General features: G+C 63.5%; 20 protein-coding genes. 16 read left to right on the top strand and 4 right to left on the bottom strand.

The features are described from left to right. Positions 1–240: 240 nt before the first annotated feature. A complete protein-coding gene (gene glcD / locus NKF27_RS15955) occupies positions 241–1740 on the bottom strand; it encodes a glycolate oxidase subunit GlcD (protein ID WP_253553145.1) in 1500 nt (499 codons plus the stop codon). 186 nt (positions 1741–1926) lie between these two features. On the opposite strand from glcD, the gene glcC reads away from it, so the two are divergent. Continuing rightward, positions 1927–2700 carry a transcriptional regulator GlcC gene (gene glcC, locus NKF27_RS15950; RefSeq protein ID WP_045991722.1) on the top strand — a complete coding sequence of 258 codons (774 nt, stop codon included), beginning with the start codon at positions 1927–1929 and terminating at the stop codon, positions 2698–2700. A 46-nt stretch (positions 2701–2746) separates the two neighbouring features. Here glcC and NKF27_RS15945 read toward each other — a convergent pair whose 3' ends face one another. Continuing rightward, the gene (locus tag NKF27_RS15945) at positions 2747–3406 is read right to left on the bottom strand and encodes a GntR family transcriptional regulator (RefSeq protein WP_222515986.1); all 660 of its coding nucleotides are present in this window, start codon (positions 3404–3406) and stop codon (positions 2747–2749) included. A 234-nt stretch (positions 3407–3640) separates the two neighbouring features. On the opposite strand from NKF27_RS15945, the gene NKF27_RS15940 reads away from it, so the two are divergent. The 10 genes from NKF27_RS15940 to NKF27_RS15895 all read left to right on the top strand — a co-directional run bounded on the left by NKF27_RS15940 (position 3641) and on the right by NKF27_RS15895 (position 15753). Beyond that, the gene (locus NKF27_RS15940) at positions 3641–4117 is read left to right on the top strand and encodes a heme-binding protein (protein ID WP_253553143.1); all 477 of its coding nucleotides are present in this window, start codon (positions 3641–3643) and stop codon (positions 4115–4117) included. Positions 4118–4553: 436 nt separating this feature from the next. After that, positions 4554–5528, top strand: a complete 975-nt coding sequence (locus tag NKF27_RS15935; protein ID WP_045991725.1) for a TRAP transporter substrate-binding protein — start codon at positions 4554–4556, stop codon at positions 5526–5528. Between the two features lie 63 nt (positions 5529–5591). Continuing rightward, on the top strand, positions 5592–6158 hold the full coding sequence (locus NKF27_RS15930) for a TRAP transporter small permease (RefSeq protein ID WP_071211091.1): 567 nt from the start codon (positions 5592–5594) through the stop codon (positions 6156–6158). A 13-nt stretch (positions 6159–6171) separates the two neighbouring features. Beyond that, positions 6172–7458, top strand: coding sequence for a TRAP transporter large permease (locus NKF27_RS15925; RefSeq protein ID WP_253553141.1), 1287 nt, complete (start codon positions 6172–6174; stop codon positions 7456–7458). 28 nt (positions 7459–7486) lie between these two features. Then, positions 7487–8281, top strand: coding sequence for an enoyl-CoA hydratase/isomerase family protein (locus NKF27_RS15920; RefSeq protein WP_253553139.1), 795 nt, complete (start codon positions 7487–7489; stop codon positions 8279–8281). Between the two features lie 25 nt (positions 8282–8306). Next, the gene (locus tag NKF27_RS15915; RefSeq protein ID WP_045991728.1) at positions 8307–9494 is read left to right on the top strand and encodes a CaiB/BaiF CoA-transferase family protein; all 1188 of its coding nucleotides are present in this window, start codon (positions 8307–8309) and stop codon (positions 9492–9494) included. A 178-nt stretch (positions 9495–9672) separates the two neighbouring features. Further along, complete coding sequence (locus NKF27_RS15910) at positions 9673–10896, top strand: alanine--glyoxylate aminotransferase family protein (RefSeq protein ID WP_213229115.1); 1224 nt, start codon at positions 9673–9675, stop codon at positions 10894–10896. A gap of 65 nt (positions 10897–10961) precedes the next feature. Further along, positions 10962–13970: an FAD-binding and (Fe-S)-binding domain-containing protein gene (locus NKF27_RS15905; RefSeq protein WP_253553137.1), complete on the top strand. Its 3009-nt coding sequence runs from the start codon at positions 10962–10964 to the stop codon at positions 13968–13970. Positions 13971–14111: 141 nt separating this feature from the next. Then, positions 14112–15140, top strand: coding sequence for a low-specificity L-threonine aldolase (gene ltaE, locus NKF27_RS15900; RefSeq protein WP_253553135.1), 1029 nt, complete (start codon positions 14112–14114; stop codon positions 15138–15140). An 88-nt stretch (positions 15141–15228) separates the two neighbouring features. After that, on the top strand, positions 15229–15753 hold the full coding sequence (locus tag NKF27_RS15895; RefSeq protein WP_045991732.1) for a gamma carbonic anhydrase family protein: 525 nt from the start codon (positions 15229–15231) through the stop codon (positions 15751–15753). Positions 15754–16367: 614 nt separating this feature from the next. Here NKF27_RS15895 and NKF27_RS15890 read toward each other — a convergent pair. Continuing rightward, the gene (locus tag NKF27_RS15890) at positions 16368–18071 is read right to left on the bottom strand and encodes an L-lactate permease (RefSeq protein WP_108132428.1); all 1704 of its coding nucleotides are present in this window, start codon (positions 18069–18071) and stop codon (positions 16368–16370) included. A 357-nt stretch (positions 18072–18428) separates the two neighbouring features. On the opposite strand from NKF27_RS15890, the gene NKF27_RS15885 reads away from it, so the two are divergent. The 3 genes from NKF27_RS15885 (at position 18429) to NKF27_RS15875 (ending at position 20272) form a co-directional block, all read left to right on the top strand. Then, positions 18429–19142: a glutathione S-transferase N-terminal domain-containing protein gene (locus NKF27_RS15885; RefSeq protein ID WP_108132429.1), complete on the top strand. Its 714-nt coding sequence runs from the start codon at positions 18429–18431 to the stop codon at positions 19140–19142. Between the two features lie 339 nt (positions 19143–19481). Further along, positions 19482–19688, top strand: coding sequence for a hypothetical protein (locus tag NKF27_RS15880; protein WP_253553133.1), 207 nt, complete (start codon positions 19482–19484; stop codon positions 19686–19688). A 227-nt stretch (positions 19689–19915) separates the two neighbouring features. Next, on the top strand, positions 19916–20272 hold the full coding sequence (locus NKF27_RS15875; protein ID WP_045991735.1) for a hypothetical protein: 357 nt from the start codon (positions 19916–19918) through the stop codon (positions 20270–20272). A gap of 702 nt (positions 20273–20974) precedes the next feature. On the opposite strand, the gene uraD is transcribed toward NKF27_RS15875, so the two are convergent. Continuing rightward, positions 20975–21493: a 2-oxo-4-hydroxy-4-carboxy-5-ureidoimidazoline decarboxylase gene (gene uraD / locus NKF27_RS15870; RefSeq protein ID WP_253553131.1), complete on the bottom strand. Its 519-nt coding sequence runs from the start codon at positions 21491–21493 to the stop codon at positions 20975–20977. A gap of 438 nt (positions 21494–21931) precedes the next feature. Here uraD and uraH point away from each other — a divergent pair, with 438 nt between their 5' ends. Both uraH and NKF27_RS15860 read left to right on the top strand, forming a co-directional pair. Further along, positions 21932–22285, top strand: coding sequence for a hydroxyisourate hydrolase (uraH, locus tag NKF27_RS15865; RefSeq protein WP_253553129.1), 354 nt, complete (start codon positions 21932–21934; stop codon positions 22283–22285). A 77-nt stretch (positions 22286–22362) separates the two neighbouring features. After that, positions 22363–23595 (top strand): urate hydroxylase PuuD, encoded by a 1233-nt coding sequence (locus NKF27_RS15860; RefSeq protein ID WP_253553127.1) that lies wholly within the window; start codon positions 22363–22365, stop codon positions 23593–23595. The last annotated feature ends 5 nt before the right edge of the window (positions 23596–23600 follow it).

Below are 23600 nucleotides of genomic sequence, written 5' to 3'. Positions count from 1 at the left end.
AGGCGCGACACACGGAGCACGGCAGCGCTGCAAGGGCGTCACGGTCGACGGCAGGAGACGAGGCTTGCCGCCTTCCTGTCTGAACCGTGCCCCTTTCCTGCGGCGCCTGGAAGCGTGGCGGCTCTGGCTAGAACCTTGGCAGTTCCGGGTGCGGCAGCTCGTTGTTGTGCACCATGCATGGCACTGAACCTTGATCGCGCGCAGCGCGCCAGCGTCGGGACGCTCTCGTGGCTGTCATGGCTAGAACCTTGGCAGTTCCGGGTGCGGCAGCTCGTTGTTGTGCACGTGCATCGCGCCGAACTCGGCGCACCGGGCCAACGTCGGGATGTTCTTGCCTGGGTTGAGCAGTCCTTCTGGGTCGAAGGCGGCCTTGACCGCGTGGAAGGCGGTGATCTCCAGGCTGTCGAACTGGGCACACATCTGGTTGATCTTCTCGCGGCCGACGCCGTGTTCACCGGTGATCGAACCGCCGGCTTCCACGCATAGCTCGAGAATCTTGCCGCCCAGTGCCTCGGCGGTTTCGAGCTCCCCTTCGCGGTTGGCATCGAACAGGATCAAGGGGTGCATGTTGCCGTCGCCGGCGTGGAAGACGTTGGCCACCTTGAGCCCGTACTGCTGTGACAGATCGCTGATGCCCTTGAGCACCCTCGGCAGCTCGCGGCGAGGAATGGTGCCGTCCATGCAGTAGTAGTCCGGCGACATGCGGCCGACCGCAGGGAAGGCGTTCTTGCGACCGGCCCAGAACTTGGCGCGTTCGGCCTCGTCGCGGGCGAGCTGAACGTCGCTGGCGCCAGCCTTGGCCAGCACCTCACGCACGGTCTCGATATCGTCGTCCACGTCGGCCTCGACGCCGTCGAGCTCGCACAGCAGGATCGCCTCGGCGTCCACCGGGTAGCCGGCTCGGATGAAGTCTTCGGCGGCGCGGATGGCCAGGTTGTCCATCATCTCGAGGCCACCTGGGATGATACCGGCGGCGATGATGTCACCGACCGCGGCGCCGGCCTTTTCCACGTCATCGAAACTGGCCATCAGCACCTTGGCGGTCTCGGGCTTTGGCAGCAGCTTGACGGTGATCTCGGTGACCACGCCGAGCATGCCCTCGGAGCCCATCATCAGCGCCAGCAGGTCGAAACCGGGGCTGTCGAGCGCCTCGGAACCGATGGTCATGCGCTCGCCCTCGATGGTCATCACCTCGAGCCTCAGCACGTTGTGTACGGTGAGGCCGTACTTGAGGCAGTGCACGCCGCCGGCGTTCTCGGCCACGTTGCCGCCGATCGAGCAGGCGATCTGGGAGGAGGGGTCCGGCGCATAGTAGAGCCCGTAGGGCGATGCCGCCTCGGAAATGGCCAGGTTGCGCACCCCTGGCTGGACCCGGGCGATGCGGGCGTCGGCGTCGATGTCGAGAATCCGATTGAAGCGAGACATGACCAGCAGCACGCCTTGTTCCAGCGGCAGGGCCCCACCGGACAGTCCGGTGCCAGCGCCGCGGGTGACCACCGGCACGCCGAGTTCACGACACTGCTTGAGCAGCGCCTCGACCTGGTCCAGGCGCTCTGGCAGGGCCACCAGCATGGGCAGTACGCGGTAGGCCGACAGGCCGTCGCATTCGAAGGGGCGCAGGTCTTCCTCGCGGTGCAGCAGGGTGAGGTCGGGGACCACGCGGGTGAGTTCGGCGAGCACCTCGTTCTTGTCGCGCCGTGGCAAGGCGCCGTCCAGGCGTTCGTCATAGAGGATGTTCATGACGCTTCCTCGGTTGAGCTAGCACGGTCGTGCGGCTAATGATGGTTATTGTCTGCACTACAATCTGCGTTGTCTTGACCTCGGTGTCCAGATTTTGGTTTGCTGGTCTGACCAGTTATTGGCAGATGTGCTCGGTTCAGGGCATCAATACGGACGACGAACCGCGCACGCTGCGGGAGGCAGGACATGTGGGACAACGAAGAACGACTGGCACCGAGCAGCACCTCCCAGGCCATCGCCTCGAAGCTGGAGACGCTGATCCTTGACGGTGTCTTTCGCCCGGGCCAGCTGTTGCCCTCGGAACGGCGGCTGTGCGAGCGGCTGGGGGTGGGGCGTTCCTCGCTGCGCGAGGCGCTTGGCAGCCTGCGAAGCAAAGGCGTGATCGTGACTCGCCAGGGGCGTGGCTCCGAGGTGGCGCCGCTGGTGGAGGCGCCCCATGCCACGCCCTTGATGCACCTGTTTCGCGAGCACCCACGCACCCTGTACGACCTGCTCGAGGTGCGTGCGCTGCTGGAAGGGGAGTCGGCGAGCCTGGCCGCGAGCCGCGGCACCGCCTCGGACAGGGTGCTGATCACCCGGCGCTACCGCGAGATGGCGGACTACGTGGACAAGGCGGACCCCCTCGAGGTGGAGCGTCTGGCGCGACTCGACCACGCCTTCCACCTGGCCATCTGCCAGGCGTCGCATAACCCGGTGCTGGCGCATACCCTGCAGAGCCTCACCGACCTGCTGCTGAGTTCGGTGTTCGCCTCGGTCAAGCACCTCTATCATCGTCCTGACGCCCGGGACATGATCAACCGCCAGCACGCCCGCCTGCACCGCGCGGTGGTAGAGGGCAAGCCACAACTGGCGCGGCGGGTGGCGCTGGAGCACCTGTCCACCATCGGTGACATGCTGCGCGAGATCGAGGCCGAGGATCAGCGTCTGGAGCGCTCGGCCATGCGCCTGGAAGAGTGGTAAGTGCCGGGACGACGGCAGAGACTTCTGCGTGCCGGCCCGGGACCTGCTATTCCTCGTCGATGATGCCGCTGACGGCGGCAACCTCGAGCTTGTGGCCGAGGTGCGCGCGCAGGATGTCGCCCAGGCGCTTGCCATCGCGGGCCTCGATCGCCTCCAGCATGGCCTCGTGGTCGGCGACGGCCTTGGCCCAGTTGGCCGGGCCCATCTCGACGCTGTAGCGAATGCGCTTCACCCGTTGGCTCAGGTTGTTGTACATCTCGATCAGCACGTCGTTGTTCGACGCGGCCAGGATGCACTCGTGGATCTGCTGGTTGACCTCGAAGTAGGGAGCCAGCTCCTGGCGCTGGTAGTGGCCCAGCATCAGCTGATGCAGACGACGGATCTCCTCGACGTCGGTATCTGTCAGGTGCTGACAGGCCAGCTCACCGGACAGGCCTTCCAGGGCGCCCATGACGTCATAGGTGTTCTTGACCCCACGCCGGGTCAGGCGCACCACGCGGGAGCCTCGGTTGGGCAGGTTCTCGACCAGCCCTTCCGAGGTCAGCACCTTGAGGGCTTCTCTGAGCGGGGTGCGTGACACACCGAAGGTTTCACACAGGGCCTTTTCGGCGATCTTCTCGCCGGGCAGCAGGCTGCCTTGCTCGATCAGGTCGCGGATCCTGTCGGCGACTTCCAGGTACAGGCTACGCGGCTGAATCTTTTCCATGGCGGATTTCCCGGGCTCATTATCGTTTGACGGTCGAACGCTTGACGGTTCAACTTTTCCGTATTATGAATTCATTATTCAAATTATGCGAGTGTTGGCGAGCGTATTTGGCCAGGCACTCGGGTAACCCTGTGAGGCAGCGGAGGGTGGGGCCGAATGGCATCGATCGGATTCCGGCCGCTGTCTTGCTGCCTGCCTTTTCTGTCTTCTCTCATATCTTGCGCTGGAGTTGCTATGGCCGGAAACGTATTTCTTGCACAGGTACAATTGTCGCGTCAGTCGGCGCGGCAATTGCTCGACGCCGCCTTCGCCTTTGCCCGCAAGGGCGAACTGCCTCCTCTGACCGCGGTGGTGCTGGACGCCGGCGGCAATCCGGTGGCGGCCGAGCGTGAAGACGGCTGCAGCCCGCTGCGCTGGCCGGTGGCCAACGGCAAGGCCTACGCGGCGTTGGGTATCGGGGTATCCAGTGGTACCACCGGCGAGCGTAACCGCGAGCGTCCCGCCTTCCTGGCGGCGGTGGCCGAGGCCTCCGGGGGCCGCTTCGTGCCGGTGGCCGGGGGAGTACTGATCCTCGATGACGATCAGCGCATCCTGGGTGCGGTCGGTGTCAGCGGCGCTTCTTCGGCCGACGATCAGGCCGCCGCCATCGCTGGCATCGAGGCGGCAGGCTGGCAAGCCGGGCTGGAGCCCGATATGGCCCCCGATCCCTGATTTCGGTCTGGCAACTGTCTGGCGACAGGGACGGATGCCAGACCCGTCAGCAAGCGACAGAGCGAGCCTTCGAGCTCGCTTTTTTTGTGTATGTCTCCAGGGATGCAGCAAGGGAGCGAGTGGCTTGGATAGCTCGTTTTTTCTACATAAGACATTGAAATTTAAGCGATAAATATTCTCTAAGGCGAGTTTGCGAAAGACAAAAGTATAATACCTAATTTTGAATTATGTATCCATATTAACCCTGACCCAGCGGGAAGCGACTCCTGTCCCCAGGCCCTGAACGCCCTGGAAACGGAAAGCTCAAGTGACGGAATCCGCGACTGACGGAACCGTTACGTGAAGAGCACGCCAGCTCCCGTTGAGGCTTCCTCCAGGGTGCCAGTCGGCGCCCACCGCCAGACCACGATGGACAACAACAATCGGAGTGAGGGTTATGAAACTGCTGAAGACCGTACTGGCCGCATCCGTACTGGCGCTTGGCGTCGGTGCCGCTCAGGCCGACGAGGTGCAGATCAAGTTCGGCCACGTCGGTGGCCCGGGATCGCTGTTCGAGAAGACCGCCAACGAGTTCGCCCGTCTGGCCAACGAGCGCCTGGAAGGCGAGGCCGAGGTGGTGACCTATGGCTCCAGCCAGCTGGGTTCCGACGAGCAGATGCTCAACAAGCTCAAGCTCGGCACCATCGATCTGTCGCTGCCGTCCTCGATCATGAGCAGCGTGGCGCCGGAATTCTCGCTGTTCGAGATGCCCTACCTGATCGAGGACCGGGAGCACCTCGCCCGAGTCCGCGACGAGGTGCTGCGCGATGTCCTGTATCCGGTCGCCGAAGACAAGCGCTACCGCATCATCGGCATCTGGGAGAACGGCTTCCGCCAGATCACCAACAACGTCCGCCCGATCGTGGTCCCTGAGGATCTGGACGGCATCAAGCTGCGTACCCCCAACGGTGTGTGGCGGGTCGAGATGTTCAAGAGCTACGGCGCATCGCCGGCGCCCATGGCGCTGTCCGAGGCCTTCGTCGCGCTGCAGACCGGCGCCATGGACGGTCAGGAAAACCCGCTGGTACAGATCTATTCCCAGCGCTTCCAGGAGGTCCAGGACTACCTGTCGCTGTCCAATCACGTCTATTCCCCGGCCTATGTGCTGGCCGGTGCCAGCTGGACCCGCCTGCCCGAGCACGTCCGCGAAGTGCTGATCGAGACCGCCGAAGAGGTCGAGGCCTTCGCACTGGAGCAGGGCGCCTCGCTTGACGAAAGCCTGGTCAGCACCATGGAAGAAGAAGGCATGGAGGTAAACGAGGTCGACACCGACGCCTTCGTCGAGGGCTCTCGCGGGATCTACGAGAAGTTCGCCGCCGAGGTGGAAGGTGGTGAGGAACTGTTGTCGCGGGTGGAAGCACTGCGCGAATAACGCCTGTCCACTGCGGCCTCGCCACCTTCGGTGAGGCCGCATCCACCTTCGGAGGGATGCTCTGTGCTTACCACCATTTCCGCGGCCTACCAGAAGATTCTGGAGGTCATCGTCTTTCTCAATGTGCTGGCGCTGACCCTGGTGGTGACCATCGGGTTCGCGTCACGCCTGTTGGGCTCTCCTTTCAGCTGGTACGACGAGGTCGCCTCGATCGGACTGGCCTGGCTGACCTACTACGGCGCTGCCCTGGCTGCCTTGAAGGGCGCCCATATCGCCTGTCCCAGCGTGATCAACATGGTCTCGCCGTCCATTCGCCTGCCCATCGCGCTGCTCGCCGAGGCGATCACCATCGGCTTCTTCGTGCTGCTCGGCGTTACCGGTTTTCAGGTGGTGCAGATCCTCGAGGGCTCCACGCTGGTGAGCCTGCCCAGCATCTCGGTGCAGTTCACCCAGTCGGTGATTCCGATCGGTGCCGCGATGTTCATTCTCGCCCAGCTGCTCAGGCTTCCCGAGGTCATCCGGGCGGCCAAGGGAGCCGGCTTCGTCGATCACGAGCTCGAAGAGGCCGGTGTGCTGGCCGACGACGTGCGTACCGACGATTCACCCACCGGTCCGCAGCGCGCCAGCTGACGAGGAGAACCCCATGATCATTGCTTCCATGTTCTTCGGCCTGATCGGGCTGATACTGATCAACGTGCCGGTGGCCATCGCCCTCGGTCTCGTCGGCGCCCTGGCCACCGTGGCCAGCTACGGTACCCTGGCCCTGCCCAACGTCGGCATGGTGATGTTCGACGGTGCCACCAAGTTCCCGCTGATCGCGATTCCGCTGTTCATCCTGGCCGGTGCCATCATGAACGCCTCGAGCATCTCGCGCCGTCTGATCGATCTGGCCTCGGCCATGGTCGGTTTCATCAAGGGCGGTCTCGCCATGGTGACCATCGGCGCCTCAATCTTCTTTGCCGAGATCTCGGGCTCTGCCGTTGCCGGTGTCTCGGCGATCGGCTCGATCCTGATTCCGGCCATGCGCAAGAAGGGCTACTCCAAGGAGTTCGCCGCCGCCATCTCGTCGTCTGCAGCGAGCCTGGCGATCATCCTGCCGCCCTCGATCCCGATGATCCTCTACGCGGTCATGTCCGGCGAGTCGGTGGTCAAGATGTTCGTCGCCGGTATCTTCCCGGGCCTGCTCGGCGCCCTGGGGCTGGCGGCCATGTGCTACTTCCTGGCGCGTCGTCACAACCTGCCGGCGGAGCAGAACTTCCAGGCATCGCGTCTGTGGAAGGCCTTCAAGGGCGCCATCTGGGCGCTGCTGATTCCGGTGATCATCCTTGGCGGGATCTTCGGCGGCATCGTTACCGCCACCGAAGGCGCGGCGCTGGCGGTGGTCGTGGCGATCTTCATCAGCGCGGTGATCTATCGCGAGTTCAGCCTCAAGATCTTCTACAAGGCCTGTCTCGATGCTGGCGTGCAGACGGCGGTAGTGATGCTGCTGGTGGCATCCTCGGCGGTGGTCGGTCTGTATCTGACCGAGACCCAGATTCCCCAGCAACTGGCCAACTCGATCGCCGAGATGACCGACAACAAGTACGTGGTACTGGCGCTTCTGAACGTCATCTTCCTGGTGCTGGGCATCTTCCTGCACTCGGCGGCGGCGATCATCCTGGTGGTGCCCATCGTGCTGCCGCTGGTAACCGCGGTGGGCATCGATCCGCTGCACTTCGGCCTGATCGTGACGCTGAACCTGGCCATCGGCCAGCAGACCCCGCCGGTAGCCAGCGTGCTGATCGCTTCCTGCTCCATCGCCAAGGCCGACATCTGGGCCACCACGCGCACCAATCTGTGGTTCCTGGCGGTGCTGTTCGTGATCCTGCTGATCAACACCTACGTGCCCGCCGTGGCCCTGGCGCTGGTCAACCTGATCTACGGCGTGTGATCGCGACCACCACAAGGAGAACAACGACATGAGCGACAACGATCAAGGCCAGGTGCACTACCACAGTGAAGACGGCGTCGCCTGGCTGACCTTCGATCGCACCGCCAGTCGCAACGCCATGACCTGGCAGATGTACGACCAGCTCGAGGCCCACTGCGAGACCATCGAGAACGACCCGGAGCTGGTCGCGGTGGTGATGCGCGGTGCAGGTGGCGAAGCCTTCGTCGCCGGCACCGACATCAAGCAGTTCGCTGCCTTTGACAAGGGTGAAGACGCCATTGCCTACGAGCGTCGCATCGACCGGGTGGTCGGGCGGGTGGAGAAGCTGCCGCTGCCGACGCTGGCGCTGCTGGAAGGCTTCTGTGTCGGCGGTGGCGCGGCCATCGCCCTGGCCTGTGATTTCCGCCTGGCGACACCGAGTCTCAAGTTCGGTATCCCCATCGCCAGGACGCTGGGCAACTGCCTGTCGATCACCAACGTCTCGCGGCTGGTCGAGCACGCCGGCATCGCCCGGGCCAAGCAGGTACTGATGGCGGGCGAGTTGGTACGTGCCGAGGAGGCCCTGGCACTGGGCCTGGTCGGCGAGATCGTCGACGCCGAGACCATCGAGGCGACGGTGACCGAGCAGGCGCAGGCGTTCAAGGAACGTGCCCCCTTGACCGTGCGGGCGGCCAAGGAGGTGATCCAGCGGGTCATCGAACAGCGCCGCCCGGCCTTCGACGCCAGCGACGACTGGATCGCCACCTGCTACACCAGCCGCGACTTCAAGGCCGCGGTGGACAAGTTCGTCAACAAGACACCCTTCCGCTGGCAGGGCCGATAAAGGCCCTGGGGCAAGGAGAACCACAATGCTGCCACTCGATGGGATCAAGGTACTGGACGTCTCGCAGATCATGGCCGGCCCCTACTGCACCATGGTGCTGGGAGACATGGGCGCCGAGGTGATCAAGGTCGAGAAGGCCAACGGCGGCGACGACAGCCGCCAGATGGGCCCCTACGTCGAGGATGAATCGACCTGTTTCGCCCAGATCAACCGCAACAAGAAGAGCATTTCGCTTAATTTGAAAGAAGAGAAGGGGCGCGAGGTGTTCTATCGCCTCGCCAAGGAAGCCGACGTGGTGGTCGAGAACTATCGACCCGGCGTCACCCAGTCGCTGAAGATCGACTACGACAGCCTCAAGGCGATCAACCCGGGACTGATCTACTGCTCGATCTCGGGCTACGGCCAGACCGGTCCGTCGCGTCACAAGGGCGGCTTCGACCTGGTGGCCCAGGGCATGAGCGGGCTGATGTCGATGACCGGGGAGCCGGGCCGGCGTCCGCTCAAGACCGGGGTCGCCGTCTACGATATCGGCGCCGGCCTGACCGCCATCTACTCGATCCTGGCGGCCTATATCCACCGCCAGCGCAGTGGCGAAGGCCAGCACCTGGACATCGCCATCGCCGAGTGCGGCCTGCCCTGGTTCACCTGGGAGGCGGGCGCCTACTTCTCCGAAGGCCGAGTGCCCGAGGCCACCGGCTGGCGCCATCGGGTGTCCGCGCCCTACCAGGCGATGCGGGTACGCGACGGTTACATGATGCTCGGCTGCGCCAACCAGCGTACCTGGGAGCGCTTCTGCGAGGACGTCATCGAGCGCCCCGAGCTGATGGTCGACGAGCGCTTCAAGACCAACCTCGACCGCGGGGCCAACGTCGAGGCGCTGGAAGCCATCCTCGAGGACATCCTCGGGCAACAGGATCGCGCCTACTGGCTCGATCGCTGTGACGCCGCCGGGGTGCCGGCAGGGCCGATCAACGACTTCGACCAGGCCATGCACGACGAACACTACCTGGCCCGCGAGATGGTGCTGGAGGTCGATCATCCGACCATGGGGCGGATGAAGACCCTGGGCTTTCCCAGCAAGTTCTCGGCGACCCCGTTGGCGATTCGCCAGCCGGCGCCGCTGTTCGCCCAGCACACCGACGAGGTGCTTGGGGAGATCGGGCTGGCTGCGGACGAGATCGATGCGCTGCGTCAACAGGGTGCCGTGCGCTGACACCGGCACCACCGCGATCGGCAGCTAGCGTCTGGCATGTCGCCGAATCGGTGGGGCGGTGTCACCATAAAAATTGCATTCATTATTACAGATTATTACAAGAGGGGCGTGGCAGCGCTTGGCGCCCGAACAGCTACCCAGGCGTCGCCCAGTGCGACGTCTGGCCAGGAGGCCTTACATGCTGAATCTCGACTTTCATCCCACCGGACGTCACTTCCTCCAGATCCCCGGCCCCTCGCCGGTGCCGGATCGTATCCTGCGGGCCATGAGCCTGCCGACCATCGATCACCGTGGCCCGGAGTTCGGCGCCCTCGGACGTGAATTGCTCGGCAAGGTCGGCAAGATCTTCAAGACCGACAAGCCGGTGATCATCTATCCGGCTTCCGGTACCGGGGCCTGGGAGGCCGCCCTGGCCAATACCCTGTCGCCGGGGGATCAGGTGCTGATGTTCGAGACCGGCCACTTCGCCTCGCTGTGGCATCGTCTGGCCCTGCGTCTTGGACTCGAGCCCGAGTTTCTGGGCCTGCCGGGGGCCGAGGGCTGGCGCCACGGTGTCCAGGCCGACATGATCGAGGCACGCCTCAAGCAAGACACCGAACAGCGGATCAAGGCGGTGTGCGTGGTCCACAACGAGACCTCCACCGGTGTTACCAGCGACATCGCCGCGGTGCGCCGCGCGATCGACGCCGCCGGTCATCCGGCGCTGTTGCTGGTCGATACCATCTCGGGGCTTGCCAGCGCCGACTATCGCCACGACGAGTGGGGTGTCGACGTCACTATTTCCGGCTCCCAGAAGGGACTGATGCTGCCGCCGGGGATCAGCTTCAACGCGATCTCCGACAAGGCCCTGGCCGCCAGTCGCGAGTCGCGGCTGCCCAAGAGCTTCTGGGCCTGGGACGAGATCCTCGAGGCCAACCAGGGCGGCTACTGGCCCTATACCCCCAATACCAATCTGCTCTACGGCCTCAACGAGGCCATCGACATGCTGCTGGACGAGGGGATGGATAACGTCCTGGCCCGTCATCAGCGCTGGGCGGCGGGCGTGCGCGCGGCGGTGAACGCCTGGGGACTCGAGATCCAGTGCCAGGACCCCGAGGTCTACTCGCCGGTGCTGACCGGCGTAGTGATGCCGGAGGGCGTCGACGCCGATGCCGTGCGCAAGCTGATCTACGAGCGCTTCGACCTGTCGCTCGGCACCGGGCTTGGCAAGGCCAAGGGACGCATGTTCCGTATCGGCCACCTGGGCGACTGCAACGACCTGACGCTGATGGCGACCCTGGCCGGTTGCGAGATGGGGCTGAAGCTTTCCGGGGTGAGCCTTGCCGGCAGCGGCGTCGAGGCTGCCATGGCGTACTTCTCCGAGAACCCGGCGCCCCACGTGGCCCGCCTTGCTCGCGATTGAACCACCGCCCGCCCGTCGGCGGTGCTGTCGCCGACGGTCTACCCAGGGTTATCAAGGAGAGGGTGATGAACTCGTTGACGTCTGCCGCCAAGGGGCGGGATGCACGGATCCAGCCGCTGCCGGACTTTGCCGCGCGCCTGGCCAGGGAAATCCAGGGCGAGGTGCTGTTCGACGCCGCCAGTCGCGGCCGTTATTCCACCGACGCCTCGATCTATCAGATCACCCCGGTGGGCGTGGTGATCCCGCGCCATCAGGATGATCTGGCCACGGCCCTGGAGATCGCTCGTGGGGAAGGCATTCCGGTGCTGCCTCGGGGTGGCGGCACCAGCCAGTGCGGCCAGACGGTGGGAGAGGCGCTGGTGATCGACGCCAGCCGCCATCTGAACGGTGTGGTGTCCTTCGACAAGGAGGCGCGCACGGTGGTGGTCGAGCCCGGCATCGTGCTCGATCACCTCAACGCCTGGCTCAAGCCCCATGGCCTGTGGTTCCCGGTGGATGTTTCCACCAGCGCCCAGTGCACCCTGGGCGGCATGGCCGGCAACAACTCCTGCGGCTCGCGCTCGATCCACTACGGCAACATGGTGCATAACGTCCAGGCACTGGACGTCCTGCTGGCCGACGGCGAGAAGGTGCACCTCGGTCTGGTCGGCGAGCTGGCCGCCGGTTCCCGGGCGGCGCGGCTGGCCGAGCAGGTCGAGGCCATCGCCCGGCGTGAAGGCGAGCGCATCCGCGAGCACTATCCCAAGGTGCTCAGGCGGGTGGCGGGCTACAACCTCGATCTGTTCGACTGTCAGAACCCGCTGCCCTATGAGGCCGACGGTCGTGCGAACCTGGCCCATCTGCTGGTGGGGTCCGAGGGCACCCTGGCGCTGACCCGCCAGTTGACCCTGAAGCTGTCACCTCTGCCGCAGCACAAGGTGCTGGGGGTGGTGAACTTCCCCACCTTCTATCAGGCCATGGACCTGACCCAGCACATCGTGACCCTGTCACCGACGGCGGTGGAGCTGGTCGATCAGACCATGATCGCGCTGTCTCTGGAGAATCCGTCCTTCCGTCCGGTGATCGAGAAGGCCCTGATCGGCAAGCCCGAGGCGGTGCTGCTGGTGGAATTCGCCGGCGAGAACCGAGACGAGCTGCTGGCGAGCCTGGCTCGGTTGAACGAGCTGATGGCAGACCTGGGGCTTCCGGACTGTGTCGTCGACATGCCCGAACCCAAGGCCCAGAAGGCGCTGTGGGACGTGCGCAAGGCGGGACTCAACATCATGATGAGCATGAAGGGCGACGGCAAGCCGGTGTCCTTCATCGAGGACTGTGCGGTGCCGCTCGAGCATCTGGCCGAGTACACCGACAAGCTCACCGAGGTGTTCCATCGTCACGGCACCGAGGGCACCTGGTACGCCCACGCCAGCGTCGGCACCCTGCACGTGCGCCCGATTCTCGACATGCGCCGGGACGGCGCCGAGAAGATGCGCGCCATCGCCGAGGAGGCCTCGGCACTGGTCAAGGCCTACAAGGGCGCCTACTCCGGCGAGCACGGCGACGGCATCTGTCGCGGCGAGTGGGTGGCCTGGCAGTTTGGCGAGACACTCAACGACGCCTTCCGCGAGGTCAAGGGGCTGTTCGACCCGGACAACCTGCTCAACCCCGGCAAGATCGTCGACACCCCGAAGATGGACGACTCTCGGCTTTTCCGCTTTCCCGGGGAGTACCAGCGCATCGAACTGACGCCGGTGCTGGACTGGTCGCCCTGGAACGTCGAGCGAGATCCCTTGAACGGCGAGCAGACCCCACCGGGTAGCGGCCGCGATGTCACCGGCGGCCTCGCCAGCGCAGTGGAGATGTGCAACAACAACGGCCACTGCCGCAAGTTCGATGCCGGCACCATGTGTCCTAGCTATCGCATCACCCGCGACGAGAAGCACCTGACCCGCGGCCGCGCCAATACCCTGCGCCTGGTGTTGTCCGGCCAGCTCGGTCGCGACGGCCTGGCCAGCGACGAGGTCAAGGAGGCGCTCGATCTGTGCGTTTCCTGCAAGGGCTGCAAACGTGACTGTCCCACCGGCGTCGATATGGCGCGGATCAAGATCGAGGCCCGGGCGTCACGGGTCGCCAAGGAAGGGGTGTCGCTGCGCGAGCGCCTGATCGGTGACCTGCCAAGGCGCGCGCCGGTGCTGCGACGCCTGTCACCCTTGGTGAAGGCCATCGACGGCATGCCTTGGCTGGCCTCACCGCTGAAGCGGGCGCTGGGGCTGGCCGAGGAGCGCGCGCTGCCACGCGTCACCGACAACTACCTGGGGCGGGCCCGACAGGGAGAGCGACCTGCCGTTGCCGACCAGGCGGTGAAGGAGGTGGTGCTGTTCGTCGATACCTTCAACAACTATATGGAAGCCGACAACGTCGAGGCCGCCATGCGCGTGCTTCAAGCCGCGGGTTACCAGGTGATCCTGGCGAGCGCTGCGGATCGTCGTCCGCTGTGCTGTGGGCGTACCTACCTGGCCAGCGGTCAGGTCGATCGGGCCCGGGCGGAGGCCGAGCGGACCCTGGCGGCGCTGACCCCCCACGTGGAAAAAGGGCTTGCCGTGGTCGGGCTCGAGCCATCCTGCCTGCTGACCCTGCGCGACGAGTTCCTGGGCTTCGGCCTGGGCGAGCCCGCCAAGCGACTGGCCGAGGCGAGCCTGTTGTTCGAGGAATTTCTGGTGCGCGAGAAGGATGCCGGCAGGCTGGAGCTTTCGCTCGAGGCGCTACCGGTGTCGCGGGCGCTGCTCCACGGCCACTGTCACCAGAAGGCGTTCGATGCCCTGACGCCGGTGCAGCAGGTGCTGTCCTGGATTCCCGAACTCGAGGTGGAGACCATCCAGTCGTCGTGCTGCGGCATGGCCGGTAGTTTCGGCTACGAGCGTGAGCACTATGAGGCCTCCATGCAGATGGCGGAACTCTCGTTGCTGCCGGCGGTGCGCGACGCCGAGGATGCGCTGATCGTGGCCGACGGCACCAGCTGTCGTCACCAGATTCGTGACGGTGCCGCACGTGAGGCGCGTCATGTCGCCAGGGTACTGGCCGAGGCGCTGGCCTGAGTCGTCGGGAGGGCAGGGGGGCAATGCTCGGGTGACGGTCCTCTTGTGACAGTTCAGGAATGACAGTTTAGGGCGACAGTCCTCAGACGAAATCCGAACTGGCATACTCGGGGAAAGGCCAGCGCGAACAAGGAGAGCGCCATGATCGACCTACGCAGCGATACCGTGACCCAACCGACCGAGGCCATGCGTGATGCCATGGCCATCGCACCGGTGGGCGATGACGTCTGGGGTGATGACCCCAGCGTCGCCGCCTTCGAGGCAGAGGTGGCCGATCGCGCGGGCTTCGCCGCGGCGGCCTTCTTTCCCTCCGGCACCCAGAGCAATCTGACCGCCATGCTGGTCCACTGCGCGCGTGGCGACGAAGTGATCGCCGGGCAACGCTCGCACATCTATCGCGATGAAGGCGGCGGTGCCGCTGTCCTTGGCGGCATCCAGCCCCAGCCCCTGGCCCAGCAGGCAGACGGACGCATGGCGCTGGAGGATATCGCCGAGGCCATCAAGGGTGACGATATCCATCATGCGCGAACCCGACTGATCGCACTGGAAAATACCTTTCAGGGCCGGGTATTGCCCCAGGACTATGTGCAGGAGGTGACCGGCCTTGCCGCCGAGCGAGGCCTGGCCTGTCACCTCGATGGCGCCCGCCTGTTCAACGCCAGTGTCGCCACCGGCAAGTCGCTGGCGGAGCTGTGTGCCGGTTTCGATTCTGTATCGCTGTGCTTTTCCAAGGGGCTGGGCGCGCCGGTGGGCTCGTTGCTGGTCGGCGGCGAGCGCTTTATCGCCGCGGCCCGTCGCTGGCGCAAGACGCTGGGAGGCGGCATGCGCCAGTCGGGGCTGCTGGCGGCGGCCTGCCGGCATGCCTTGCATCACCATGTGGAGCGACTGGCCGACGACCACCGTCATGCCCGCCAGCTCGCCGAGTGGCTGGGTGGTATTGACGGCATCGGAGTGGCAGGTCAGGCCACCAACATGGTCTTTCTCGACGTGCCGGCTCCTCACTGCGCCGCACTGGAGGGCTTTCTTGCCGAGCGTGGCATCTTGATCGCGGTGAGGCCGCGTACCCGCCTGGTGACCCATCTGGGGGTCAGCGAGTCGGATGTACGCCGAGTGGCGACGGAGATCGCAGCGTACTTTGCCTCTCTCGCACAGGAACCGACAACGGAGTAGGCAGAGTTTGGAAACAGCGTCCACTATATAGGCAGGGTGGGCGCCCCGCGCCCCCCATCCACAAGGATAACCTCGTCAGGAGCGGGCCATGGCCATCTATCGTCTGGGTAACCATTCCCCCCATATTCATCGCACCGTCTTCGTCGCCGAGAGCGCCGAGGTCATCGGCCAGGTGAAAATCCATGAAGACGCCAGCATCTGGTACCAGGCGGTACTAAGGGGCGATACCGAATCACTTGAAGTGCGAGAAGGCAGCAATATCCAGGATGGTGCGGTGCTGCACGCCGACCCCGGCTACCCGCTGTCGGTAGGACCGGGCGTCACGGTGGGGCACCAGGCGATGTTGCATGGCTGCACCGTGGGCGAGGGCTCGTTGATCGGCATCCAGGCGGTGGTGCTCAATGGCGCCGTGATCGGCAAGAACTGCCTGATCGGGGCAGGGGCGCTGGTCAAGGAAGGCGCCGAGATCCCCGACAACAGCCTTGTCGTCGGCTCGCCGGGCAAGGTGATCCGGCAACTGGACGACAAGGCCATCGCCGCACTCAAGACCAATGCCGAGGGCTACGTGACCAAGGCGCGGCTACATCGTACCCGGCTGGCTCGCATCGGCTAGGTCATCAGAGCCTGCGCTCGTCGACGTATCGGACAGCGCCTGCCCCCCCTTCGCAAGAGGCCACGGACACCGTGCCGCGCTGTCTGTGGTCTGCGGGCAACTCGTCAACACCCTGGAGGGAGCGTCCCCGGTCTAGAGATGCCGTCGGGTCGGCCTTCTGTGCCGCTTGACCCTGTGCGGACCGGGAGCCTTGTGCCTCAGCAACAGCATGGATTCCGAGGATCTCGCGCCGTTGGTAATCACCACGACGGCGATCACGGTGATCATGGCAAGCAGCAGATAGGACATCTGAATTTCCCCTGGTCGAGAGTCGTGGCCCTTGTCGAGGCCATGCGTGCGTGGGCGCTCACGAAGAGCCATCCCCTGGTCAGTGCGCAGGCAACGCGCCTTGCCGCTGAACCTGAAAGCAAGAATGCTGCACGTGCGTACTACACTGAATTAACTCTAGGCGCAGGGTATAAGGGCCGCCATATCGGCACAGAGGTAGTCAAACTGTGCTTAGAGTGGCGCAGTTCTCGAGCAAAGGTGGCGCCTGTCGCCAACAAGAAGGGGGTGTCATCGTCGATGACACCCCCTTGTCGGTCAGCCAGGTGGCGCCTGGCTTGGCGTAGTGCCTACTGCAATAGCCCCATCAGCGGGTCGGAGATACCGACGACCTGCATCGCCACCAGCCCGATCAGCCCCGCCGCGAGCACATAGTAGATGGTCGGCAGGATGGTCTTGCGAATGGTGATGCCCTCGCGTCCCAGCAGGCCCACGGTGGCCGAGGCGGCTACCACGTTGTGGATGGCGATCATGTTGCCGGCGGCGGCGCCGACGGCCTGAAGCGCCACCATCAGCGCGGTGGACACACCGAGTTGCTGGGCCACGTTGAACTGGAAGTCTGCCAGCATCAGGTTGGACACGGTGTTGGAGCCGGCGATGAAGGCACCCAGCGCGCCGACGGCAGGAGCGAACAGCGGATAGATGTCGCCGACACCGTTGGCCACCGCGGTGGCCATGGCCACCGGCATGGAGGCCAGATCCGCGCCGTTGACGCCGGAGTTGATCAGAATGCGCACCATGGGGATGGTGAACACCAGCACGAAGCCGGCGCCCAGCAGGGTACGGCTGGATTCACTGAAGGCCGCCTTGAGCTGATTGCCGTTCATGCGATGCATCAGAGCGGTGATCAGCACCACCATCAGCAGGATTCCGCCGGGCAGGTAGAGTGGCTGCAGGCTGCCGGAGATACCGGCCTCACCCAGGATGTCGCTGAAGCCCAGGCTTACCGAGGTCAGTGCCTGCTTGAACGGCTCGATGGTACGTGACGCCACCAGCAGTACCGCCAGCAGCACGTAGGGCAGCCAGCCCATGAAGGTGCTCATCGGTGCGCGGCCCACGACCTCGTCGGCCTTGATGCTGAGCTTGCCGATCCAGTGGGCAGGCCAGCTGTCACTTTCCGGGAAGTCCCAGCTCTTTTCGGGAATCAGGAAACCGCGACGGGCGGCCGGGACCACGATGGCAAGGCCTACCATGGCGCCGATCATCGACGGGAATTCGGGGCCCAGGAAGACTCCGGCCAGGGCGTAGGGCACCACGAAGGCGACGCCTGCGAAGATCGCGAAGGGAGCAATCGCCAGGCCTTCCTTCCAGGAGCGGTTGGCACCGAAGAAGCGCACCATGACGCTGACCATGATCAGCGGCATCAGCACACCGACCACGGCATGCACCAGCGCGACTTCTCCGGCAATCAGGCGGAAGTACTCCATCCAGGTGGAGCCACCGGCTTCCAGCGTCTCGGTGATGCCGACCCTGTCCAGGCCACCGGCGACACCGACCACGATGGGGGTGCCGACAGCGCCGAAGGACACCGGAGTGGACTGGATCATCATGCCCACCACCACAGCGGCAAGTGCCGGGAAGCCCAGCGCGACCATCAGCGGGGCGGCCACCGCCGCCGGCGTGCCGAAGCCCGAGGCGCCCTCGATGAAGCAGCCGAACAGCCAGGCCACGATGATCGCCTGGACGCGGCGGTCCGGGCTGATGCCGGAGAAGCCATTGCGAATGGCGGCGATACCGCCGGAGTGCTTCAGGGTGTTGAGCAGCAGGATGGCGCCGAAGATGATCCACAGGATCGCCACGGTCAGGATCAATCCTTGCAGGGTCGAGGCCAGGACCCGTGTGAAGGTCATGTCCCAGGCCACCAGGGCAATCAGCGCGGTGACCAGAAAGACGATGGGCATGGCGACCTTGGCGGCCATGCGCATGCCGATCAGCAGGATGCCGGCCAGTATGAGCGGCACAAAGGCTATCAAGGCTAGAGTGGTGTCGGTCATGGTGTTGGGGTCTCTTGTCGTGTCCTTGTTTGTAATATCCGTTGTGTCGAAGTTGGCGGTCTCACGCCGGGGTAAGGCTCGGACAAGGCGGCACGATAAGCCGACTAGCGAAATCGTTCTAGACTGGGATATTGGTCAGACCAATGCGGTGCTTACGACTCCTCGTCCGATCATTCTTCAAATTTATTGTTTAACAGTAGGTTAGAGTCGACAAAGACGCTGGAGGCGGGTTCGAACGAGGCTAGTTTCTTAGACTAATGGACAGGTTTGTCTTCATCCCTCAGGAAATCATGGCGTTGGCGAGGTGGGCGGTTGATGGCACTATCGGCAGACATTCCCCTTCTAGAGGTATCTGGCATGGCCCTGGTGATGTACGACCTGTGTGGCATCGATGAGTCACTGCGTTTTTCTCCCTTCTGCTGGCGAGCCAAGCTGGCCATCGCCCACAAGGGGCTCGAGGTGGAGGCGCGGCCCTGGTGCTTTACCGAAAAGGAAAAGCTCGAATTCACGGACCATGACAAGGTCCCGGTGCTGATCGATGGCGACGAAGTGATCACCGACAGTTTCGAGATCCTGCGATACCTGGATCGTGCCTACCCTGAGGCCCCGACGCTGCTTGGCGGTCCCTTGGCCGAATCCCGCGCCCGCTTTTTCAAGCACTACAGCGAGCGTGCCCTGCAGTTGCCGATCCTGCGCACCATCGTGATGGACCTGATGAACGCCATCCATCCCAAGGACCGCGACTACTTCCGCACCACTCGTGAAAAACGCCTGGGCATGACCCTGGAGCAGTTCCATTCTCCGGCCAAGGGGCTCAGCCAGCTCGATAGCGCCCTGGAGCCCCTGCGTGGCCAGCTGTCGGGAAGCGACTTCATCGATGGCGATGCGCCCGGTGCGGCGGACTACCTGGTGTTTGCCAACTTCATGTGGGCCCGTTCGGTATCCACCGCGGATCTGGTGTCCAATGCCGATCCGGTTTACGCCTGGATCGAGCGGATGCTTGATGCCAATGGCGGTGTCGGCCGCAACGCGGTGCGCATCTGTGATATCGAAGGCGCCTATCGCGCCTGACCCTTGCTGCCGAGCGAGGCGACGCCCTGATATCGTCGTCTCGCTCTTTGCCCTCTGCTCTGTCTCGCACTCTGCTCTCGACTTCTCGATGCGCTTCCCTCCTCAGTTTCCTTCGGTAAGCCTTCGCCTTTAGTCTGCGGCGATCATGTCCCCACGGTTATTGCCGCATGTCGATCATGGCTTTAGAGGATCGCCGGCAAGGGCCCTCGTCTTAGCTAATCTTGCAGATATCTTTTGGAAGGCCATCGGACAACGCTGCGGTAGCTGTACCGAGCTGGTGAATCTGCGTGCAAGTTGCTCCGGTGGCCCGTCGGAAATGGCGAAACAGCGGTTCTGTGCTTGATGACGAAGCTGTCGATTGTCGCTACTGTCGATTGTCGCTATCGGCGACCGTCGTTATTGGCGATTGTATTTGTCGTTATTTCTTACAAAAGCGTGTTTGTTGTGCTTCTGGAGCTGGCGCCGCTGCTGTCATCAGAGCGTCAATCATCTACTGCTATGGTGCGAATGGTGCGCCGCTGGGCAGATGCTGAGAATGCTGGGTGACTTTACCCGCGTTAGTGCAATTAGTGGCTCGTATATGCCTTATATGATGTTGCGGTGCAGCAAGGTGCGTTCTAGTCTTCACATGCGAGACGATTCTGTGCTCGTTTGAAGACGATATGTAACCGGTGCAGCACAAGATACTGCCAGGCTGCCTCGTCTCGTCGTTGTTACGGCGATCAGGCTGCCCGTGGGCCGAGCGTGCTGGCATACCTATAGGGAGTACCAACATGAGCGAGAACAAGGCAATGCCGACAATGGAAAACATGATCCCCTCCATGGACAAATTGTTGAGTCCGTGGCGTGAGGGGAGCCTGCTGACGCTGGAGTATTCCCAGAAGATGCTGGATGTGCGTTTCAAGACCATGGACTCCGCCATGAAGGCAGGTATCGCACAGGCCCGGTCCTGGTGCGAAGTGCGCGATGCCGAAAGTCTGAAGAACGCCAGCCAGTCCCAGCAGGAAACCCTGTCGGTGATCGGAGAGAGCCTGCGCGAGGAGAGCGAGACGTTGCTCAAGTTGAGCAAGGAGTACCAGGAAAAGTGTCAGGGAGTGGCCAAGGAAGCGCTGGATTCGGCCAAGGAGTAGCGGCGAAGCTGGTACGTTCTGGACGCCAGGGGCGTCGGCTGTAGACATCGGCTAGCGTCATCGGCGAGGAATATTGCCCGCAGACACGGCCCGGATACATGGCTCGGTGATATGGCTCGGCGATATGGCCCTGAGATATCGACGTCGACATGTCGATGATGACACCGGCAGGCTCAAGCAGAGATATCAAAAAAGGAGAATGGAGCCAGCAGGAACGTCACCAGCAAGCGTTTAGCTAGCAGGAAATTAGCTAGAAAGAGATTAGCTAGAAAGAGATTAGTCAGAAGTAAATAAAGCAGTAAAAAGGTGTCTGGCCCCGAGCGACAGGCGCTGCGCAAGTCGCGGAAAGGTGGGCACGAGCGTAATGGTCCCGCCTTGGGTGCAGTTTCAGCATGGTCGTGAGATGAGGTAGTGCAACTCAAGCGAGAGCGACGAGCCCCATAAGTGAGGTAGCGCAACTCTACTGTCGTGCAGCTGGCAGGGTCCAGAGCATGACTCGGTGGTTCGCTGAACGTGGCCGATGGGCACCACGTGAAAGGGTCTGGTAGGCCGTCATCCACATGGGGCCGTTCGTCTACAACCAGCCCGGACGCGAAAAGCGTGACGATTTCAGGATGACGAGAGCGCCAAGGCCTCTGGTCATCGACGTAGGGTTTGGCGGCCGGTCACCAGGTGACCGGCCGTTTTTGTGTGCTTGCTACTTCAGCTAGCGCGATCTTCCAGTCGGAACCGAGCGATCCGATTGATCTGCACCACGGCTTCCTGCCTTTCCTGCTCGGCTGAGTTGTTCAGGCGCTGTTCGAAGGCGGCGAGGATGGTGTGCCGATTGCCGCCCTTGACCGCCATGATGAAGGGAATACCAAAACGCGCCTTGTAGCTATCGTTGAGGCGGGTGAAGCGCTCCAGCTCCTCCGGGGTGCACTGGTCCAGCCCGGCCCCGGCCTGCTCGCGGGTGGAGTCGTTGGTCAACTCGCCTGCGGCGGCAGCTTTGCCGGCAAGATCAGGGTGCGCCCGGATGACCTGTAGCTGTTCCTCCGGGGAGGCGTCGCTGAGGACCTGGCCCATGTGCTCGGCAAGACGTACCGGATCGTCATGCTGCTCGTTCAGGCCACGATCGAAGGCACGCTCCGCCACCCAGGGTGAGTGCTCGAAGACGTCTCCGTAGGTGGTCACGAATTGGGTCTTGTCCATCTGGCTGGGGCGTTGGGTGAGGCTAGGCATGGGGAGTGGCTCCTGTCATGACGGCAAGGTAGATGGGGACGATCATAGCTCTGATGACTCGTTGGTGTCGGTCACACCTTGTTGGCAGCGGGCGTAGGCGCAGACGGCAAGAGGTCGGTCGAGCCTTTGTTGCTGTCGGCAAACACCAGGCAGCTATGCATGCTCAAACTGTATACAAAAAATAGTTTGAAATGTACTCTTAATTTGGTCAATGATGTATGTTGTCATGGTTCCACACCACCATGCACTGGTTCCGCCATGCCGGCATCGCTCAAGTCACCTTCGTGTTGCTGCAAGCCACGACCGGCGAAAGCCTCTGGCCTGGTGTGACGAGAGACGATGATGCTTCATGTCAGTGATTCACTTTAGCCAGTCCAGGACTGGATACATTGACCCGCTGATCGACCCGCTGATGACCCGCGAGAGGGGAGGACACTTATGGGACGCCTGACCACCCATGTACTGGATACCGCGCTTGGCCGCCCAGGCCAGGGGATTCGTATTGAGCTCTTTCGCATCCTTGGCGACGAACGTCAGCGCCTCGTGGAGACGATGACCAACGATGACGGTCGCTGCGATAGCCCGATCCTCGAAGGCGACGACTTCGTCGAAGGAGAGTACGAACTGCTGTTTCACGCCGGTGACTATCTGCGCGCCCTGGGTGTCGAGGCCTCGGAGCCGCGTTTCCTCGATCGGATTCCCCTGAGATTCGGCGTGGCGGATGCCAGTGAGCACTACCATGTGCCGCTCTTGCTGTCGCCTTATAGCTACTCCACCTACCGCGGAAGCTGAGCGTCATCGAGCACGATCAACCAGGCAGCCATCGATACTGACTGCCTTCCAACAACAACTGAAGTCGGGATAGGGCCATGTCATCGTACCTGTTGGACGTGAGCAATTTTCTGCTGCGCTGGCTGCATGTCATCGCGGCCATCGCCTGGATAGGCGAGTCGATCTACTTTGTCATGCTGGACAACTCGTTGAAGACCCCCAAGGACGAAGAAGACCGCGGCAAGGGTGTGTTCGGCGAAATGTGGGCGGTCCACGGGGGCGGCTTCTACCACAATCAGAAATACGCCACGGCGCCGGCCAAGCTGCCGGACGATCTGCACTGGTCCTTCTGGAAGGCCTATACCACCTGGCTGTCCGGTTTTGCGCTGTTCGTGATTCTGTACATGGCCAACCCCAGTTTCTACCTGGTCAACCCCCAGAGTCCCTGGGAGTGGGCCGCCAATCTGTCCGGCTGGCAGGCCAATGTGGTGGCTCTGCTGTTCCTGCTCGGTGGCTGGGTCGTCTACAACGAGATGTGCAAGCGTGTCAGCCCCAACATGGAGCGCGATGGCCTCTTGAGCCTGGGTGTCGCCGTCATGATGGTGGTGGTGGCCTATCTCAGCGTGCATATCTTCGCCGGACGTGCCGCCTTCCTGCTGACCGGTGCCGTCATGGCCACCGCCATGTCCGCCAACGTCTTCTTCTGGATCATTCCGGGTCAGCGCCGCATGGTGAAGGCGATGAAGGCGGGCGAGACGCCCAACCCCCTGGACGGCAAGCGCGGCAAGCAGCGCTCGGTGCACAACACCTACTTCACCCTGCCGGTGGTGCTGCTGATGATCAGCAACCACTATTCCTTCGCCTATACCAGCGACTGGGCCTGGGTGATCATGGCGCTCTTGATCTTTGCCGGCGCCCTGATTCGCCAGTACTTCGTGCTGATGCACAGCGGTCAGCACAAGCCGAGCTACCCGGCCGCCGGGGTGACGCTGATTCTGGTGGCCTTCGCGGTGGGGGCTCCGAGCCTGACGACCAGTCCGGCCGCCGACAACGCCAGCAGCAGCAGTAGTGCACCGGTTGCATCCGACGCTTCGCCGTTGGCCCAGGTGCATGCTGTCATGCAGGAGCGCTGTGTCAGCTGCCACGCCGCCCAGCCCGCCCACGCCGGATTCACCGCTCCGCCCGCCGGTGTGGCGCTGGAAACCGAGGCCCAGGTCGAGCAGCAGAAGGCCGCGATCCAGCAGGTGGTCGCCAGCGGCTATATGCCGCTTGGCAACCTGACCCAGATGACCGACGAGGAGCGTGCTCTGGTCGCCAACTGGGGCGAATAGAGGAC

The organism is Halomonas sp. DN3, from assembly GCF_024137905.1.
In the GTDB taxonomy this organism is placed as follows: Bacteria; Pseudomonadota; Gammaproteobacteria; order Pseudomonadales; family Halomonadaceae; genus Halomonas; species Halomonas litopenaei.
The sequence above is the reverse complement of the archived record's forward strand: the minus strand, read 5'-3'. Positions and strand labels throughout refer to the sequence as shown.

Excerpts from the sequence above, each read along its gene's own strand:
- glcD (WP_253553145.1), bottom strand. The coding sequence starts at position 1,740 with ATGAACATCCTCTATGACGAACGCCTGGACGGCGCCTTGCCACGGCGC.
- glcC (WP_045991722.1), top strand. The coding sequence starts at position 1,927 with ATGTGGGACAACGAAGAACGACTGGCACCGAGCAGCACCTCCCAGGCC.
- NKF27_RS15945 (WP_222515986.1), bottom strand. The coding sequence starts at position 3,406 with ATGGAAAAGATTCAGCCGCGTAGCCTGTACCTGGAAGTCGCCGACAGG.
- NKF27_RS15940 (WP_253553143.1), top strand. The coding sequence starts at position 3,641 with ATGGCCGGAAACGTATTTCTTGCACAGGTACAATTGTCGCGTCAGTCG.
- NKF27_RS15935 (WP_045991725.1), top strand. The coding sequence starts at position 4,554 with ATGAAACTGCTGAAGACCGTACTGGCCGCATCCGTACTGGCGCTTGGC.
- NKF27_RS15925 (WP_253553141.1), top strand. The coding sequence starts at position 6,172 with ATGATCATTGCTTCCATGTTCTTCGGCCTGATCGGGCTGATACTGATC.
- NKF27_RS15920 (WP_253553139.1), top strand. The coding sequence starts at position 7,487 with ATGAGCGACAACGATCAAGGCCAGGTGCACTACCACAGTGAAGACGGC.
- NKF27_RS15915 (WP_045991728.1), top strand. The coding sequence starts at position 8,307 with ATGCTGCCACTCGATGGGATCAAGGTACTGGACGTCTCGCAGATCATG.
- NKF27_RS15910 (WP_213229115.1), top strand. The coding sequence starts at position 9,673 with ATGCTGAATCTCGACTTTCATCCCACCGGACGTCACTTCCTCCAGATC.
- NKF27_RS15905 (WP_253553137.1), top strand. The coding sequence starts at position 10,962 with ATGAACTCGTTGACGTCTGCCGCCAAGGGGCGGGATGCACGGATCCAG.
- ltaE (WP_253553135.1), top strand. The coding sequence starts at position 14,112 with ATGATCGACCTACGCAGCGATACCGTGACCCAACCGACCGAGGCCATG.
- NKF27_RS15895 (WP_045991732.1), top strand. The coding sequence starts at position 15,229 with ATGGCCATCTATCGTCTGGGTAACCATTCCCCCCATATTCATCGCACC.
- NKF27_RS15890 (WP_108132428.1), bottom strand. The coding sequence starts at position 18,071 with ATGACCGACACCACTCTAGCCTTGATAGCCTTTGTGCCGCTCATACTG.
- NKF27_RS15885 (WP_108132429.1), top strand. The coding sequence starts at position 18,429 with ATGGCCCTGGTGATGTACGACCTGTGTGGCATCGATGAGTCACTGCGT.
- NKF27_RS15875 (WP_045991735.1), top strand. The coding sequence starts at position 19,916 with ATGAGCGAGAACAAGGCAATGCCGACAATGGAAAACATGATCCCCTCC.
- uraD (WP_253553131.1), bottom strand. The coding sequence starts at position 21,493 with ATGCCTAGCCTCACCCAACGCCCCAGCCAGATGGACAAGACCCAATTC.
- uraH (WP_253553129.1), top strand. The coding sequence starts at position 21,932 with ATGGGACGCCTGACCACCCATGTACTGGATACCGCGCTTGGCCGCCCA.
- NKF27_RS15860 (WP_253553127.1), top strand. The coding sequence starts at position 22,363 with ATGTCATCGTACCTGTTGGACGTGAGCAATTTTCTGCTGCGCTGGCTG.